The 17,275-nt window shown below is 44.3% G+C and carries 20 protein-coding genes and 1 riboswitch; of the genes, 4 read left to right on the forward strand and 16 right to left on the reverse strand.

Going from position 1 to position 17,275, the window contains the following annotated elements:
- Positions 1–2: 2 nt before the first annotated feature.
- From J4N44_RS19760 to J4N44_RS19790, 7 genes are all read right to left on the reverse strand, one after another.
- Positions 3–359: a diacylglycerol kinase gene (locus J4N44_RS19760; RefSeq protein ID WP_252045643.1), complete on the reverse strand. Its 357-nt coding sequence runs from the start codon at positions 357–359 to the stop codon at positions 3–5.
- 175 nt (positions 360–534) lie between these two features.
- Positions 535–927 carry a glycine zipper family protein gene (locus J4N44_RS19765; protein WP_005453491.1) on the reverse strand — a complete coding sequence of 131 codons (393 nt, stop codon included), beginning with the start codon at positions 925–927 and terminating at the stop codon, positions 535–537.
- A 132-nt stretch (positions 928–1,059) separates the two neighbouring features.
- Positions 1,060–2,346 carry an ATP-binding protein gene (locus J4N44_RS19770; protein ID WP_029790069.1) on the reverse strand — a complete coding sequence of 429 codons (1,287 nt, stop codon included), beginning with the start codon at positions 2,344–2,346 and terminating at the stop codon, positions 1,060–1,062.
- Positions 2,346–3,059: a response regulator gene (locus tag J4N44_RS19775; protein WP_199450521.1), complete on the reverse strand. Its 714-nt coding sequence runs from the start codon at positions 3,057–3,059 to the stop codon at positions 2,346–2,348. Before J4N44_RS19775 ends, J4N44_RS19770 begins: the two co-directional genes overlap by 1 nt.
- A 169-nt stretch (positions 3,060–3,228) precedes the next feature.
- On the reverse strand, positions 3,229–4,833 hold the full coding sequence (locus tag J4N44_RS19780) for a BCCT family transporter (RefSeq protein ID WP_005453498.1): 1,605 nt from the start codon (positions 4,831–4,833) through the stop codon (positions 3,229–3,231).
- Positions 4,834–5,021: 188 nt separating this feature from the next.
- Positions 5,022–6,146: a mandelate racemase/muconate lactonizing enzyme family protein gene (locus J4N44_RS19785; protein WP_009696264.1), complete on the reverse strand. Its 1,125-nt coding sequence runs from the start codon at positions 6,144–6,146 to the stop codon at positions 5,022–5,024.
- Between the two features lie 10 nt (positions 6,147–6,156).
- The gene (locus J4N44_RS19790) at positions 6,157–7,512 is read right to left on the reverse strand and encodes an FAD-dependent oxidoreductase (RefSeq protein WP_009696263.1); all 1,356 of its coding nucleotides are present in this window, start codon (positions 7,510–7,512) and stop codon (positions 6,157–6,159) included.
- A gap of 148 nt (positions 7,513–7,660) precedes the next feature.
- Here J4N44_RS19790 and J4N44_RS19795 point away from each other — a divergent pair, with 148 nt between their 5' ends.
- Together J4N44_RS19795 and J4N44_RS19800 are read left to right on the forward strand one after the other, a co-directional pair.
- Positions 7,661–8,314, forward strand: coding sequence for a GntR family transcriptional regulator (locus J4N44_RS19795; RefSeq protein WP_005453503.1), 654 nt, complete (start codon positions 7,661–7,663; stop codon positions 8,312–8,314).
- Between the two features lie 170 nt (positions 8,315–8,484).
- On the forward strand, positions 8,485–8,940 hold the full coding sequence (locus tag J4N44_RS19800; protein WP_005453505.1) for a prepilin-type N-terminal cleavage/methylation domain-containing protein: 456 nt from the start codon (positions 8,485–8,487) through the stop codon (positions 8,938–8,940).
- A gap of 84 nt (positions 8,941–9,024) precedes the next feature.
- On the opposite strand, the gene J4N44_RS19805 is transcribed toward J4N44_RS19800, so the two are convergent.
- On the reverse strand, positions 9,025–9,744 hold the full coding sequence (locus J4N44_RS19805) for an SDR family oxidoreductase (protein ID WP_005453507.1): 720 nt from the start codon (positions 9,742–9,744) through the stop codon (positions 9,025–9,027).
- Between the two features lie 230 nt (positions 9,745–9,974).
- Positions 9,975–10,280 (reverse strand): isoamylase early set domain-containing protein, encoded by a 306-nt coding sequence (locus tag J4N44_RS19810; RefSeq protein WP_009696260.1) that lies wholly within the window; start codon positions 10,278–10,280, stop codon positions 9,975–9,977.
- 193 nt (positions 10,281–10,473) lie between these two features.
- On the opposite strand from J4N44_RS19810, the gene J4N44_RS19815 reads away from it, so the two are divergent.
- Together J4N44_RS19815 and J4N44_RS19820 are read left to right on the forward strand one after the other, a co-directional pair.
- Positions 10,474–10,851 carry a hypothetical protein gene (locus J4N44_RS19815; RefSeq protein ID WP_172581393.1) on the forward strand — a complete coding sequence of 126 codons (378 nt, stop codon included), beginning with the start codon at positions 10,474–10,476 and terminating at the stop codon, positions 10,849–10,851.
- A gap of 87 nt (positions 10,852–10,938) precedes the next feature.
- Complete coding sequence (locus tag J4N44_RS19820) at positions 10,939–11,538, forward strand: thiol:disulfide interchange protein DsbA/DsbL (RefSeq protein WP_005453513.1); 600 nt, start codon at positions 10,939–10,941, stop codon at positions 11,536–11,538.
- A gap of 55 nt (positions 11,539–11,593) precedes the next feature.
- Here the strand turns inward: J4N44_RS19820 and J4N44_RS19825 are convergent, their stop codons facing one another.
- The 7 genes from J4N44_RS19825 to J4N44_RS19855 form a co-directional block, all read right to left on the reverse strand.
- Positions 11,594–11,839, reverse strand: a complete 246-nt coding sequence (locus J4N44_RS19825) for a hypothetical protein (RefSeq protein ID WP_005453516.1) — start codon at positions 11,837–11,839, stop codon at positions 11,594–11,596.
- Positions 11,840–11,992: 153 nt separating this feature from the next.
- Complete coding sequence (locus tag J4N44_RS19830; RefSeq protein WP_005453517.1) at positions 11,993–12,439, reverse strand: DUF3429 domain-containing protein; 447 nt, start codon at positions 12,437–12,439, stop codon at positions 11,993–11,995.
- 11 nt (positions 12,440–12,450) lie between these two features.
- Entirely contained in the window at positions 12,451–12,996 is a 546-nt protein-coding gene (locus J4N44_RS19835) for a glutathione peroxidase (protein ID WP_009696257.1), read from the reverse strand.
- Between the two features lie 109 nt (positions 12,997–13,105).
- Positions 13,106–13,762 (reverse strand): 3,4-dihydroxy-2-butanone-4-phosphate synthase, encoded by a 657-nt coding sequence (ribB, locus tag J4N44_RS19840; protein WP_005453519.1) that lies wholly within the window; start codon positions 13,760–13,762, stop codon positions 13,106–13,108.
- Between the two features lie 173 nt (positions 13,763–13,935).
- Positions 13,936–14,076, reverse strand: a riboswitch (FMN riboswitch).
- Positions 14,077–14,198: 122 nt separating this feature from the next.
- On the reverse strand, positions 14,199–14,816 hold the full coding sequence (locus tag J4N44_RS19845; protein WP_005453520.1) for a lipase family protein: 618 nt from the start codon (positions 14,814–14,816) through the stop codon (positions 14,199–14,201).
- Positions 14,817–14,875: 59 nt separating this feature from the next.
- Positions 14,876–16,732: an MFS transporter gene (locus tag J4N44_RS19850; RefSeq protein ID WP_252045644.1), complete on the reverse strand. Its 1,857-nt coding sequence runs from the start codon at positions 16,730–16,732 to the stop codon at positions 14,876–14,878.
- A gap of 183 nt (positions 16,733–16,915) precedes the next feature.
- Positions 16,916–17,275, reverse strand: a complete 360-nt coding sequence (locus J4N44_RS19855) for a hypothetical protein (protein ID WP_252045645.1) — start codon at positions 17,273–17,275, stop codon at positions 16,916–16,918.

Here is a 17,275-nt window from a genome sequence, read left to right on the forward strand (position 1 = left end):
AACTAAATTAAAATCGACGCCCAAACAAATAGGGCGAGAGCAAGCGCAACGAATACTGCTGCGGAACCAATGTCCTTGGCTCTTCCACTGAGTTCATGCCAGTCATCACTGACACGATCGACAACCGCTTCGATGGCGGAATTAATCAATTCAACTATTACAACCAGCAGTAAGCTGCTGATCATCATTGTCCGTTCAAGCATGGTGACGGGAAACAAGAATGCAGCGATAGAGAGCACTAACGTCAGTACTAACTCTTGTCTAAATGCTGCTTCGTTAATCCATGCTGCTTTCAATCCTTGAAGTGAATAGCCGGTTGCGTCCAATATCCGGCGAATGCCTGTTTTTCCTGGTTTCAAAATGGGGCCTATACTGCTGAGCCAAAAAAGAAGGGGTGCTTGAGGGATAAGCATCCCCCTGATAAAAGAAAAGGCATCAAATTGCGAAAGTTGAGAGTACTAGGTCGAGCGTGAAACATTTGTGAAAAAGAAGTCGCCTGACCATTATTTTATGCAATTGATGCTCATTTATACTTTATGAATCAAGGTCGTAAACCGTATAGCCTTTATTTGCTAGGCATTTACGTAGTACGAGCGATTGGGTTTTGGTTGAGTCATTTGCACCGCCAAGCGCACCTGCGCCAGCACCGACAGCTGTTCCAGCTACTGCACCTACAGCAGCACCACCGATCCCATCTTCGAGTGCGCCAGCTACGGCACCAACGAGAGCACCCGTTACAGCCCCATTTTTCGCTTCAGCTTTTGCTGCTTCGCCTTTGTCGACTTTTTCGGCATAGCCTTGGCAATAAGCGAAGTCTTGTTCGTATTGAGCTTGATCGACATTGGTCATATCAACGACAGGCTTTTGGTTATAGGCACAAGCAGCAAGCGTGGAAGAAAGGGTGAGAAGAACAAGAGGTTTATACATTTGGTGATCCATTATTGCTGTGAAATAATGGATTAAATGTACACTGTTTTATTGTTGTGCTCTGTCTATCGAATGTATTGAAGTGTCGTGTTTTGTAACAGCTCTGATGAGGTTATTGATAAGTTTATGATTTTATTTTTGAAAGCAAACGGTGAAGCAGGCACCGCCAAGAGGGCTGTGAGAGACAGATACAGAACCGTCTTGCAAATCGACGATTTGTTTTACGATTGCAAGCCCTAAACCGAAGCCACTGGTGCTTTTGTTTCGAGATTTATCTGCACTGTAAAAAGCATCAAACAAGTGAGGCCAATCTTTTTCCTCAATACCACAGCCATCGTCATGAATTTGAATGCAGCATTGGTCAGGAGTTTCAACCAGCTCCAAAACAATCTCGCTCTCAGCATAACGCATCGCATTGCGCAGTAGGTTATCCAGCGCACGTTTGAGTAACTTTGGATCAGCGTTGACAACAACACCCTGTGACTCGGCATCATCGATCACAATGGATAGAGAGGTATCTCGTTGCCATTTAGGGAGGAGCGATTGAAGAAAGTGAGACAATACAACGGTTGACGTTTGTATCTCAGAATTTGGGCGTTCCATTTTGGCGTAATAGAGCAGTTCTTCGACCATTTTTTCCATGTCGTCAATATCTTCTACGATGCTATCGACGTATTTTTGTTGATGCTCATTTAATGAAGCATCCGCCAGAAGATCGGCTTGCCACTGAAGTCGAAAGATTGGTGTTCTTAACTCATGAGCGACAGCATTGGTTAGCATTTTGTTACTCGTAATAAGACGAGAGACCTTCTCTGCCATATGGTTAAAGCTTTTGTTTAATGTTCCCACCGACTTCGCGCTGGAAGTATCGGCGCGAGCATTAAAATCACCGGATGCAAAATCCATCGTGACCTTCTCTAATGCCCTTACGCGGCGGCTTAAAAACCAAATCAGCAGAACACAATACAGTGCAAATCCAGCGAGGAAGAACAGCCAAACAATGTTATCGTCAAAATTAATGGCTTGAATGATTGGGCTATTGGGGTTTTGGCTCAATCTAAATACTGGGGAGCCCGGCTCAAAGCGAAACCAAAGGTCGCGATCTTCATCAAATTTGGTATTGACGGAAGGATCTTCATCGAAGGCTGACTGAATCTCTGGAGGGAGGTTCGTCATCTTTTGCGCGATCAACAACATATGGCTAGATGAGGCGAACTTCTCCAATTGTTGAATGGTGTAGTCCTCACCTTTCTCGCGATAAATCGGATAAATAAGTTCGTGGAAAGCTTGCGCTTCATGTTCTTCTAGTAGGTAGTCGTAGTCTGTGTTTAGTTGATAAACAATGATTTCATAACCAGCTAAGCTAGCGACAAAAAGAATAATCAGACCTAAGAAGCTTTCCAGATAAATACGTTTCATTACGCATTCCAAGCATCAGGCATAAACAAGTAGCCTTTACCACGCACAGTGATGATCTTTTGTGGTGGAGTGGTGCTGTCGCCCAGTTTTTTGCGTAAGGTAACGATGCGGTTGTCGATAGTACGGTCAGTGCCGTCATATTCGATACCACGTAAGGTTTTTGTTAGCCACTCGCGAGAAAGAGTTTGTTCAGGGTGGTTTGCGAGGACCCAAAGTAAGTCAAATTCACCATCGGTCAGGGCAATGAGCTCCTGATTTAGAGCACAAGCCTTACGTAGGCGGTTAAGACATAGTAACCCCACTTCTAGACAAGTATCGGAATCAGATGTCGTTACCTCCTTACGACGCAACAGCATGCGGATCCGCGCAAGCAAAACTCGTGGTTTGATTGGCTTGTTTACGAAGTCATCGGCACCGATTTCAAGGGCAGCGACGTGGTCAAAATCATCGTCGCTAGCAGTTAACATCAAGACTTTGCCTTTAAAGCACTCGCGAATTTGGCGGCAGACGCTCAATCCATCTTGACCAGGCAACATTAAATCAAGCAGTACGAGGTCGGGCTGAGCTTCTAGAATCGCATCTGGAGCATCTGTTCCATTATCGATACAACGGACGTCGAAGCCTTGTTCAATAAAGTATTCGCTTAACATGGCTTGCAGTTTAGGATCGTCTTCAACGATGAAAATTGATTGCTTAGTGTCTTGTACATTCATGGCAGTGATGCGCTTTGTAGGAATTCTTCCTGAAACTTAAACAAATTTGTCAGTGATTTCAATAAACATCAATAGTCTTGTGGAATTTATAGACGGTAGTGATTGAACTTAACAACCAATAAAAAAAGCTCCGACGTTTATCGGAGCTTTTGAGAGTTAGAAGTCGATGCTAGCTAGCTTGAGGAGCGGGTGTCGAGTTTGTTACTTCAACTTGTTGCTCTTGTGCTTGTTTTGCAAGAAGTTCGTCTTGTTGGCGTTGATGCTCCATAATTTGTCCGTAGTTTTGCTTAAGGTATTGGAGTGTTTTAACCGCCGCGATGAAGAACACTGGCACGATCAATACGATGATCAGTACAGGGAACGCTTTAAGGATATTCAAGTCAGCATTAATCAGTAAGAAGATGATTGGTAGTGCAGTTAGCAATAAGCACCAGAACAGACGAAACATTGGGTTTACGTTTGCTTCTTCATCTAGCTGTTTAGTTGCGATGCCTGCTAGTGAATACGAGGTGCCATCTAGTGTTGTTACTGTAAACAGAATCATCGTGACTAGGTAGATAGCAGTTAGCAACATTGGAATAGATGTTGAGTCAAATACTTGCTTCACCAACTCAGTTGGCTGACCTTCACCAATCAGTTTGACACCATCAACGACGCCGTTGTTTACAAGATCCATTGAGAAGGTGCCACATACACCGAAGATAACCGCAGAGCCCATTGTGCCGCCAATCACGAGGATGAGAACCACGTCTTTTAGCTTCTGACCTTGGATGATCTTAGTGATGAAGACACCTACACCCGGTGAGTAAGAAATCCAGTTCGCTAGGAAGAATACCGTCCAGTATTGAGGGAACAACGTTGTGCCATATGGATCTGTGTTGGTGCTCATGCGGATGTATTCAGTCAACATGATACCAATGCCATTGGTTAAGTTGTTCATGATCAGAGCTGATGGTCCGATGATGAAGATGATACCAACAAACGCTGCACAGATATAAATGGTTGCACTAGATAGGCGGGCCATGCCTTTCTCAATGCCGATGTAAGAGCTGAGAGAGAAGATCACTGACAACCCAAGGATAACGCCAATACCCAACATTAAATTGTCTGGTATGCCTGTTAAGCTCGCTAGGTTAGAGGAAATCATCGGGATGCCCAAACCTAATGTTAATGCGGTTGCGGCAAGCGTTGTGATGATAAACAGTAGGTCAATAAACTTTTGTGCCCAAACCGGTAATCGGTCATCAAACAGTGAGTTAATGACACCACTTAAGCTCATTCGACGGCTTTTCTTTAGGTAGAATACGACGGCGAATGGGATGGCTACAATGAGGTAGATAAACCAGCCTGCAGCGCCCCAGTGGAACATGTTGTAAGCTGTAGCGTATTCCATTGCCATGGCTTTATCTGTAATACCGAACTGAGGGTCCATGAAGTAGTATACCGCTTCAATAAAGCCCCAGTACATGGTGCTTGCACCCATGCCCGCAGACAATGCCATTGCGAATAGTTGGAATTTCGTAAACTTAGGTTTGGTGTCGCCCATACGAATATCGCCATATTTAGAAAAGGCGAGGAACAATAGGGCACCTGTTGCAAAAAGTGTGTACCAAAGGAAACCAGAACCGAAGTTAATGACGGTAAAATCTAGCATGCCGCTCATGGTGCTTTTTACGGCTTCTGGGTATACCACTGCAAGAATACCTAGAAGCAGTACAAATCCAAAACTGCCAAAAGTAAGTTTCCAGTCGATTTCTGAAGTATTCAATTTCATTGTGACTTTCCAATATTGTCTATTAATGAGAATACTCGGACGGCCTTGTTTATTGTCACTGACACTCAGGGTGTCTGCCTTTCTCCCGTTCCCATACGAGTAATTAGAAAGGCAGACAGTGTAGGGTTAGAGGGATGTCAGTCTTTTGCTGTCTCTGTATTAATTGTTTATGTCATGAAGCATGCGGTTTATTCGAAAACGTACGACGCCACAGACATTTCTTTCACTTTGTCCCAATCCATTTCAACACCTAAGCCATTGCCTTCAGGAGCACGGACATAACCTTCTTTGTCGGTGCGGATAACGGTTTTCGACGCTAGCTCAAAGTCTTCGTAAGGGTAGAACTGTTCAAAGAATTTGCAGTTGTTGTGCGCAAGAGCGACGTGCAGGTTTGCGGCTTGCGTTAGCGTGTAACCCATTGATTGGATCTCTAGGTTCTTAGAGAAGCCCTCTGCAATGTGGAAGCATTTGTTTAGAGGTGTAATACCACCGCAAACCGTCGCGTCTTGGCGAATGTCAGACCACATCTCTTGTGATAATGCATAGGTCACTTCTTGCAGTGTTAACAAGCAGTTACCATGACTAGAAATCTCAAGGTCAGTGTTTTTAACTAGGCGTTTATAAGTGTTGTAGTCGTAATCAGAAACCGGTGCTTCTAACCATTCCCAGTGGTAGCGTTCTAGGCGTTTGGCCATTGCCATTGCTTGTTCTGGCGTGTAGAAGGTTGCCGTATCAAGCATGAATCGAATGCCTGTTTTGCCGTAACGAGCCTGAACTGCGTCAACAAGGGCAACGTCCTTTTCGTACACGCAGTAGCAGTGAAGCTTGATTGCTTTAAAGCCGTGTGCAATACAGTCGTCTAGGTACGGGAAGTACTCTTCTACGGTGTCGAACATTGGCGTCGATGCGTAAGACAACATTTTGTTTCGAGCGCCACCTAAAAGCATGTAAAGAGGCATGCCCGCTTTTTTGCCTTTGATGTCCCATGCTGCAATATCAATTGGCGCTTTAGCCGGCAGACCACCCCAAGTACAACGCGCCATTAACCAGTTGTAGAGCTCTTGAGTTGCCAATGGATTTTTACCCAGTAAACCTGGAACTATGGTGCGTTGAGATTCGATAATGCAGCGGTCAAAATCGTTCTCTGTGTAGCTGATTGTTGCGCCTAACCCCTCTGTACCATCGTTACAAATTAGACGGACGATGTTATTGGTGTATAACAAAGGTTCTTGGTTATCTGCCCATGGTACAGGTGCTGCATCGCGGTCTGCTACAGCGTAAAGTTCTACACGTTCAATTTTTAGATCGGTCATTTTTCAGTCCTTACAGGCGTGAGCCATTTTTAATCATGGTGGCGCGAATCTCCGCGACATTTAAGTCACGAATCGCCGTATTTGTATCAATCGCTTGTGCAGCAGCAACGCCAGCTGCATGACCAAGCTCAAAGCATTGCGCGGTGACGCGAGCAGAAGCAAGCGCTTCGTGTTCAGCGCTCAAGCATCGACCAGCAACAATGATGTTTTCACCAACCACTGGCACTAGCGTATGGAATGGAATGTCGTAATAATCGTTAATTAGCCAGTGCAGTTTTGGTTTATCGCCGGAGTGCAATTCAATAGGCCAAGGGGTACGGCAAATACCGTCTTCACGCTTGCGACAGTTAACAACGTCTTCATTAGTTAGCGTTTCGATACCAACAATAGAGCGCGTTTGACGAATGCCGACTTCTACACCGGTGTCGACAACGAATGCCTGTTCACAACCAGGAACAAAGTTATTCAAGAAACGGGCGTACTCACGAACTTGGCGACGACCGAACACTTCGGCTTCTGTGAAATCTTCAGGATCAATGACGTTCAGCATGCGTCCATCTTGACCTGCAAGGCGTGTCGCATTAACCATCAGCTCATTCGCGCGTGTGGTCGGAAAAATCCAAATCTTATGACGTGGCAACTGGTATTCGCCGCTTTCGTTGGCTGCAAGAATATTTTCGGTGACTTTTGGAGGGCAGATCGTGTCGTTACCGTAGTAGTCGAGATAAGTGTCCATATCGACACCGCCAAAACGGAAGAACATGGTTGGGTTTTGGATACGACCATTGTCGCCAAAGTAATAATCCATGCCCGCACGAGCTACCACAGCAGCATCACCAGAAGCGTCGATGATCTGTTTACTTAAGATGATACTTTGACCTGCGTTTGATTCGATGATCACGCCTTTAAATGTGTCACCTTCCATGATCACGCCAGTGACTGACGTATGGAATAGAGTTTTGACATTTGCTTGCTCTAGGAAATCATCAGCAACTTCACGCCACATCAAAGGATCGTGCGTCACTGTGTACGTTTTACCGTAACGCTGTGGAGCAGTGACACCACCTTTGTTTTCTAATGCTTGACGAAAACGTTCTGTAAAACCGAATACTACTTGTTCTGGCTGTGCATTTTCATCGTCCGATGCCATGTACATACCACAAATAGTGCCAGATAAGCCCGCGACGGCAGCACCACCGCAAAAACCGTATTTCTCAATTAACCAAGTGTTCTTACCTAGACGACCAGCCGTTTCAGCTGCGGCAACACCAGCAGGACCTCCGCCAATGACTAGCACTTCTACTTCAGCCAAAACAGGTAGGTCAGGAGTGTGTTCATAACGACGGATAATGTTCCAAGATTTCATTCTTACCTCACTAATAGATGACTGATGTTCATCTGATATATCAGTTGTATGTTTTTAATATATTCGTATTTCTTTTTTTGGTACAATGGCAAAACTTCTTATCGTGAGATTGCTCACTAAAAGATTGATCAATGGAATAGGAACGAGAATGACCGTAAATTCAGTCAATAAGACAGAAGTTGCATACAGCAAACTTGAAAAAATGATCATCTTCCGCGAATTAGAACCAGGGAGTATGGTCAGTGAAAAGCAGTTGGCAGAAGAGTTAGAGCTTGGGCGAACGCCAGTTCGAGAAGCGTTACAAAGATTGGCTTATGAATGTATGGTTGAGATCCACCCGCGACGTGGAATTCAAATCCCAGCAATCTCTGTCGAGAGCCAACTAAAGATCCTAGAAGTCCGTCGCGACATTGAAGCCTTATGTGTCAACTACGCTGCCTCGCGAGCAAGTGTTGAAGAGAAGCAGCAGATGTTAATGTTGGCTGAGCAGTTAGAAGCTTGTGCAGAAAACAAAGATGACCTGCTTTACGCGTCTTTACTTAAAGAAATCCATACCTTGCTCGTCAAAGCTGCATGTAATGAATATCTACAGTTAGCGATGGCACCACTACAAGGTTTATCCCGTCGCTTTTGGTTTGCATTTAAAAACCAAGACTCAGATTTGGTTGAAGCATCTTCTCTTCATGCTGCCGTTTTACGCGCTGTCAGCCATACTGATGCCGAGGAAGCGGTCACGGCATCACATCGCCTAAATGACTACCTAACTGATGTGGCTTATCGAACGATTAAGCCGAGGAAGTAAAGAAGGTTTCTTCTTCAGCGTTAGCCGATTGAGCCGAGCAAGCAACTGCTCGGCTTTTTTGTCTACGAAGTGCACGACCTCTTACAAACGCTTACGTGGCGACTGTGTGGTTATGAAATAATTTTCTTCATTACTTTGGTGGCTTGCTTGGATTTGTAGAGAGATAGATTATGAGGAGAAGCAAAGGGTTTACTTTGTTAGAGCTGGTTATTGTTGTCGTTGTATTGGCCCTCGTGTCTGTCACTTCTGCACCTCGAATTTTAGGTTTTTTTAGTGATGGACGCGTGGCAAAATTAAAAGAAATCGAAGCGGTGATGAAAACAGGCTCGGATATTGTGTTCTCTAAGGCCCTGACTCAAGGCCTTGAAAACCAGTGTTATACCTATATCGATGACATTTATACCTGTAATGGGTATCCCACTGCACACCGAGATAATGTTTTGCGGAGCTTTAATATCGATGCTGAGCAAGTTTACGTTACAAACAAAGGCAGTGATGCCGCGGGTAGGGAAGCGTTTATTGGCTTTACGAAAGATAACGTGTGGCACAAGAAATGCTACGTTTATTACAAAGATGCTGTCTCCGGCGGTAGCGTTACGGTCGCCTCATTTACCGAAGATTGCTGATTACATGAAGAGCGTTGATTACATAAAGAGAAAAAGCGGCTTTGAAGCCGCTTTTTGAATTTCGTCGTCTTAAAATCGTATAGATTAAGGCTGTTGCTTAGTTGGTGCTAATGCAATTTCACGGATGCAAACGTTTTGTGGCTGCTGGTAAGCAAATACAACTGCACGTGCGATGTCATCAGCAGCAAGAACGCCGCCCATGTCCTCTTTCCATGCGCCGTAACCATCTTTGATTTCTTGCGATGTTGTGTGAGAAAGCAGTTCGGTTTCTACCGCACCAGGGGCAATTGTTGTTACACGAACATTCGATGCTGCAACTTCTTCACGAACGTTTTCAGAAATCGCGTGAACCGCAAATTTAGTACCACAGTAAGCTGCGTGATCAGGGAACGTTTTCTTGCCTGCGATTGAGCTGATGTTGATGATAGTACCGCTGTTACGTGATTTCATTGGTGCAAGCACAGACTGCATGCCGTTTAGCAGACCAAGTACGTTCACGTCGAACATGCGTTTCCATTCTGATGCATCTTGTGTGTCAATTTGACCAAGTAGCATCACACCTGCGTTGTTTACTAGTGCATCAGCTGGACCAAATTTCTCTTCCGCTTTCGCAATCGCAGCTTCAAATGAAGACTTGTCTGTTACGTCTACTTTCTCACATAGCGTGTTTGGCAGGTTTAGGGCTTCCAAACGTTCTACACGACGAGCAAGAAGAAGAAGTGGGTGACCTTCATCGCTTAGACGACGGGCAATTGCTTCACCGATACCAGAACTTGCACCTGTAATTACAATCAGTTTTTTCATCTTTTGTTTCCTTCATCTCTTTGTTTGAGAGTTGCTTTTGTATGAGAGCAGCTTTTAGTTAAGAACATCTATCTCGCTGCGATGTGGGTATATTAAGGAAATGGCTTTTGTTGATATATATCACTTTAGGTAAAACACTGTTGTTGTATAGCAACAATTAATGGTAACTCGATGAAAAATTGGCGATAAAAAAGGCGCACTGAGTACGCCTATCTTTTCTGTCTGTGTGATTAAGCTGGTTGCTCTTGAGTGCACACGACACTGTTATCACTGCCAAAACCATTTGGTACGTAGGCATCCGCTTGTGGGTCGTTTTCCCACTCAGCTTCGTTAAATAGGTAACGGAACTGAATATTCTGTTCTTTCGGCAAGCGTGTTTTAAATTTAAACTGTCCACTTTTCTTCACGAGCTTCATTGGTTCTGGTTGCCAGTTGTTAAAGTCGCCTGCAATTTGAATCGACTCCCACTGGTTTTTGTCTAGCTCGAACGTGACTTCGACTTCGTCTTTTGTTTTAAAGAATCTCTTTTTAAGCATTAATCTTTCCTTGTTTGTACAAAAACTGATCTAACTATTACTCAGGTTTCATAAGGATTTCAAGTGTTATCGGCATTGCAGTCGGTATCGAGTGTCAGAATCCTCTGGTTTGTGAACGTGCTACTAAGTGATTGGCTTGTATGAAAAGAAGGATTCTGTATGATGAAGATTCACCATATTTTGAAGAAGTTGTATGCCGAGTTTTAACCGTACATTCCTGACGACAATGCTTTGTCTATTAGCCATGTTGCTAACGGGTGTCGTGTCGAGTGTGCGTGCAGCAACAGCACCAATTGAAGTGAGTTCAAACAAAGACCCTGTCGCTGAACTTCATCAAAAAATGGGTGTAGATAATAAGGATTGCATCGAGTCGCACCATAGTGATCACTTGATGGAAAAAGGGCAGCAAGCACATACCAGTTGCAGCTCTTCCTGTATCGTGAAAATTCCAACTAACCTTTTGCAAGATGATGTCATCTTGCTCCCGCATAGCCTCGCACTGATCGATAAGTCATCCACACCGAAAGCAGTGACTGTGGTTTATAAACCTTACCGTCCTCCTATTGTTTGATCCTTTTATTCATCACAAACCAGCCCTGCTGGGCTTTTAAAAAACTCACTAATGAATACGGCACACGTGTGCCTGAAGGAATCAAACATGAAAAAGCTATTTGCTCTTTGTAGCACTCTATTACTGGCATTCACTGCTCACGCTGCGCAATTTGAAGCGGGTAAACATTACAAAGTGTTGGACGTAGAGAAGTCGAAGAAACCGACAGTAACCGAATTTTTCTCTTTCTATTGCCCACACTGTTACAAATTTGAATCAGTCATCGATAACCTAAAACCATCGCTACCAAAAGACGCGAGTTTTGAGAAAGTACATGTCGCATTTATGGGCGGCAATATGGCGGTGCCGATGGCGAAGTCATACGCGACAATGGTGTCTTTGGGCGTAGAGAAGACGATGGTACCGGCGATGTTTGCTCAAATTCACCAGAAACGTCAAGCACCTCAAAATGAAGCTGAATTGAAGCAAATCTTTGTGGACAATGGGGTAGATGGTAAGAAATTTGATGCGGCATACAACAGCTTTGCCGTAAACTCGATGCAAAAGGGTTTCGATAAGCAGTTTAAGCAAAGTACGTTGACTGGTGTTCCGGGGGTGGTTGTTAACAACAAGTACATCGTATTACCGAACGAAATCCGAAGCTACGATGAGTACAACAAGTTGGTAAACTACTTACTAACGCTTTAATTATAAAATGAAAAATGGCGACCAATGAGGTCGCCATTTTTTTGTTTTGTTCGCTCTAGCGTAGGACGGCTGTGCAAGCTGCTGTTGGCATATCGGTCATAAAGATCGCGTTTGGGTAAAACAAGCTCGCCATGGTGACGGCAACGTTACAAGGTTGGGCTATAGTGGTTTTCACCACGGTATTTAAAACCACGCCAGTGTTATTCACCGTATTGACCGCAGCTTGATGAGCTTGGTAAGACACGCAACCTGCTGTTGCGTTGATAACTGCAGTACTAAAAAGAAGTTTACGAAAAAACATATTCATATCCTTTGTGAATGCTTTTGAGTACTTATATGCTTGCCTGTTCATAATTGGAACAAAACAGTGTTCAAAATTGCTATAGGTTCACGAAATGAACATTGTTTTATATAACAACAGTAATTTTGTGATCTGGTAGGTGGACAGACCAGATTATGCAATTAAAACCAACCCATGCATGAGCACTACGCCTGTCGTGAGCTTGCCTCGCATCATCTGGTAACCTTTTGGCTCCGCCTCTTTTTCTATTTTCCGAATCAGCTTTTCCGCGTACCAAACGGCAATGTAACCAGCAGCCAATAACAGAGTTGCAATCAAATAGTGTTTGTTACCTTGTAGTAGCGCTCCCCAAGCGAGTAGTACAAATAAATTACTGAGCACCAATGCATTGCGACTCAAGCGGTGATAAAAATGATCAATAGCATTGCCCCAAAGTACCCCTGAGAGAAAACTCAAAATCACTGCACTGTAAGCGATAAAAAATTGTTCCCCAGACAAGTTAAACAAAGTTCTTTCCGTAACGATGAGAACCAAGCTGAACAGAAATGGCAACAGCCCCAAATAACCCAATTGCAACATCGTCGTACGTGTGGTTGTCATAGCAGCCTTCCTTACAGTTGCTGTTCAATCATGTTAGTAAGCGTAGTACTTGTTGGAGAGGTTGAGCTTGGGAAGGTCGCGACGACTTTGCCTTCTTTATTGATCAAGAACTTGTAGAAGTTCCATTTCGGTGTAATGCCCGCTTGGGTACTGATCTGGGTAAATACTGGATTTGCATCCTCACCTAGGACAGACGTTTTAGCCATCATAGGGAAGGTGACACCATAGTCGAGGTAACAGATTTTTGCGGTCTTCTCTTCGCTACCACGGTCTTGACGAAAGTCGTTACTAGGAAAGCCGACAACTGAAAAGTTTTGATCTTTGTACGTTTGGTGTAGCTGTTCCAGTTGCTCGAATTGGGGAGTGAAGCCGCATTGGCTCGCGGTGTTCACAACCAATAGTGTTTTGCCTTTAAAGGCATCACACAGGGCTATTTCTTCTGTTGAATTGAGAAGTCGTTGCTTACCTTGCAAGATATCTGGGCAACTCGATGCAAAAGTCAAAGAGCTGGTGGAGAGTAGTGTCGCGATAAGTGCGCTGCGAGTAATTCCTTTCATGATGTTGATTCCTTTTATTTTTACTAAGTATAACTACTAGAAAAGGAACCAAATCGATCAAAAAAGCCGCTGAGTTCAGCGGCTTTTTACTAGAGCAAATACGTGTTGATTACGCTAGCTTCAAATCAAATTGATTACGGTAAGCAACCATATCTTCGATGGTCAGTACTGGCATGTTGTGTAAACGACCAAACGCGACGATCTCTGGTGTTTTTGCCATAGTGCCATCTGGATTTGTCACCTCACATAACACGCCAGCAGGCTGCAAACCTGCCATTTGCATTAGATCGATAGTGCCTTCTGTGTGACCACGGCGAGTCATTACGCCACCTGGACGAGCGCGCAGCGGGAACACGTGACCAGGACGAGCCAAGTCGTCTGGTTTTGCATTTGGATTAGCAGCTGTTTTGATGGTCGTCACGCGGTCAGCGGCAGAAACGCCAGTTGTTACACCATGTTTTGCTTCAATAGAAACCGTGAAAGCCGTTTGGTTTGCGCTGTTGTTGTTTACAACCATTGGTGGCAGTTCCAACTTGTCTGCTTGAGCATCGGTCAGACACAGACAAACAATACCGCTGCATTCGCGGATCATAAGAGCCATTTGCTCATTGGTTAAGTGCTCTACGGAATAAATGATGTCGCCTTCGTTTTCACGATCTTCATCGTCGAGAAGAAGTACGCCACGACCTTCTTTAAGTGCGATAAGTGCGTTTTCAACGCGAGTAATTGGGTCGCCAAATTCGGCAAGTAGTGATGACTGATTCATGGTTAACTCCTAAATATCACCAGAATCAGGGCGGTATGAGGGATCGTCACATTTTATGCATGCGCTGAGCCGCCAACGGTAAGTTGGCACAAACCCACGCAATAAAAATGCGATCCAAAAAGAAGTGCACCATTGTTCATCAACAAAGAACGTTGAGGAAAACGCTGATGTTTTCTTATTCTCTTTCATCCGGACTATAACCGTCGGCTCTGGCATCTCACCAGATCTGCTGACCTCGACGAATCGAGCGCTCGCGGGCTCACTCAAAAGAGTATACCGCCGGTGGGGAATTTCGCCCCGCCCTGAGAACATTGAATCCAACCAATATGGTCAGAAGTAAAAAACTCCGACACTCAAATGAGTGGTCGGAGTAGGGATAGTACTGCGAACGCCTTGGCTTGAAAAGTAGATTGCAACTACTTGATGGAAAAGTGCGCTATCGGCTGAAGTGATCAGTTTTGATAAAGTGATCAATCTGTGCAGGCACGTAGGTGTTGTATATAAGGCTGGTATGAGTTTGTTTGGTCTCAATATGGTCTTGCATGCCCTCTAAGCGTGTCTCATCGACAGTAACCGTACCGTCAGACATGGTGTTGTCTCTGTGCATTAGAATGGGTCTCGCACCAATTGCCATCGTGCCAGCGATGCTGCCAAGCTTTTGTGGGAAAGTCCAACTGTCCTCGTGCTTATTCAGACCATGGTATGGTGAGTTACCAAGAATCGCACCTAAACCTAAATCCTGAATGCGAGTCACGATGGAAGCGCCTTTCAGCGGTGAGCCAATTGCAACAACGTGAGAAACGAGGCTTGTCGATGGTTTTCTGCTTGCGAGGTATCGTTTAATCATCAAGCCACCTAGGCTATGACCCACTAACACATTAGCAGTCAACGGGTTAAGCGCTTTGTCGATGGAGTTAAATAGCGATTCTTCATTAATTGAAACCGTGTTGTAACTCAATACTTGGGTCTCGTAGCCCAGCTTTCTCAGCTTTTGGCTAAGAGGCTGCATGACCAGCCCATGCATATAAAGACCATGTAAGATGATGATTTTCATAATACCTCCTAGATTTATGATGTTGATTTTATCCTACTAAATTCTCCACAGGGCTACTGTCAGCGAATTAGCAAATCTTGCACTTCTTTTTGTAACAAATGGCGATCTAGTGTGGCTGGTTGCAATAACTCACCGATATTGACTTCGATACGAGACCAAAAGCGAGTAGGGCGTTTAGTTAACGCATGTCCATTTTTGTGACTGAAGAAAGATCCCCATAAGCCTTTTAACGCCATTGGAATCACGGGTACAGGTGTACGCTTTAAAATCTTCTCAACACCGGGTCTGAACTCGCCTAGTTCGCCATTTGAGGTCAAGCGACCTTCAGGGAAGATACAAACAACTTCATCGTTACTAAGAGCCTGCTCAATCTGTTCGAAAGCTTTTTTGTAAGTCTCTGCGCATTTGCGTGGAGAGCAAATTGGGATGACGCCAGCATGGCGGAAGACGTATTTAAGAACAGGCAGCTCGCTGATTGATTTGTCCATCACAAATCGCACTGGGCGGGTTGATGTGCCCATTAGAATCAAAGCATCTACATAGCTCACATGGTTTGCCACAATCAGGGCTGCACCTTGCTCTGGGATGTGCTGACGACCAGTTACGGATACTCGGTACAAACAGTGGCTTAGTAAGTAGCTAACAAAGCGCTGAGTAAACTCAGGTACTTGGCGGTAAACGTAGACAGCTACGATGAAGTTACCGACGGCCAAAATGGCAAACAGTTCAACGATAGAGAACTCTAAAACACTTAAGATCAAGATTGAAACAGCAGCAGAAGCGACCATAAATAGTGCATTCATTATGTTATTGGCTGCAATAGATTGAGCACATTCGCCTTCCTCAGAGCGTGATTGGATAAACGCATAAAGGGGAACAATAAACACACCGCCGCTCACACCAACCAAGAACAAATCGATCATCACTCGAATATGCGAAGACTGAGTAACAAAGTTATGTATAGCGTAATACTGACTTGGAAAAGATTCGATTACAGGCACCGCCCATAAAAGGTCTGCACTGAAAATTGTTAAGCCCAAAATACCAAATGGCAGAATGCCCAGTTCTACTTGATTGAAAGACAACTTCTCACATAGCCATGAACCCGTAGCGATACCAATTGAAAATAGAGCCAATAATAGAGAAACCACAGTGCTGTCTGCGAATAAGTGTTCGCGAGCAAAATTTGGAAATTGGGTCAGGTAAGTTGCGCCCATAAACCAGAACCAACTGATGGCTAGAATCGACATCCAAATACCGCGTTGTTTTTGTGCCAGTTTGAGCGTTTTCTTCAAACCAGTAATAGGCTCGAACTTTACTTTGTCACTTTTCTTACTTGGCAGAGAAGGGATGTTAGCGCTGCTTAACAGGCCAAGCAGAGATAGCGTAATCACAATGCAAGAGGCGATAATCATGCCGTTTGGAACTGCGAGTAATAGACCAGCGCTTAATGTACCAATCAGAATCGAAAGGAAAGTCCCCATCTCAACCCAAGCGTTACCTTTCACTAGTTCATTCAACTTTAGCGCTTGAGGAAGTAGAGCGTATTTCACTGGACCGAAATAAGCCGATTGAGTACCAGTCATGAAGAGGAGGACGAGCATCAGGATAGCACTCTGCGTCATAATGGCAGTCGCAGCGCAACTCATGATCACTAATTCAATAAGTTTTAAGCGGCGGATCAATTTTGCTTTGTCCATGTTGTCTGCAATCGCACCTGCGTGGGCAGAAAACAGAAAAAAGGGAAGGATAAACAAGCCAGCAGCAAGGTTAACAAAAAGGTCAACCGACATTGGCAGTGAGTCAATTTGGCTGTACGTCACCATCAGTAAAAGAACATTTTTGTAGACATTGTCGTTCAGTGCACCAAGGCACTGAGTGACGAAATAAGGGAAGAATCGTTTAGTGAGAAACATGCTGGCTCCGTAAAGGCGAAATAGCGTTGAGATGGGAGCACTTTAAAGGCTTGGCTTTAGGAAGCCAGTGTGAAGAAAAGAGTTACGTTATGAGAAACCAAAAGTAACACTTAATGCTACTTTTGATTGCATAAATTCGTGATTTGATACGAATTGGTGCTTTTATGTATTACGAGTATGAATTTAGTGTCGGAACCAGACACTGAGCATTCTCAATGTGACAAATAGGATGAAGCCAGATAATCCTATAAAGCCCAAAGTAATGAGATAAAAAAACAGACGTACCATGCGAGCTTTCATTCGTTTGAAAAAGCCAAGGCTTGGCGTAAGCTCTGGAACATGCTGAAAGCTTGAGATCATCACCCAAGCGGCAAGAGCCCATAAAGCCGCTACACCACTCGGAATCAGATAAGACTCTTTAACCATATTGGAAAGTTGCAGAAGCGTGGCAACGAACACAGCAAAACCACCAAATGCAATTAACACGAATAAAGGGAGAATAGGTCTTGTCTTGATAGATAGGCTTTTGAGTTTATCGAGCAT

The sequence above is a fragment of the Vibrio sp. SCSIO 43155 genome (assembly GCF_023716605.1).
In the GTDB taxonomy this organism is placed as follows: Bacteria; Pseudomonadota; Gammaproteobacteria; order Enterobacterales; family Vibrionaceae; genus Vibrio; species Vibrio harveyi.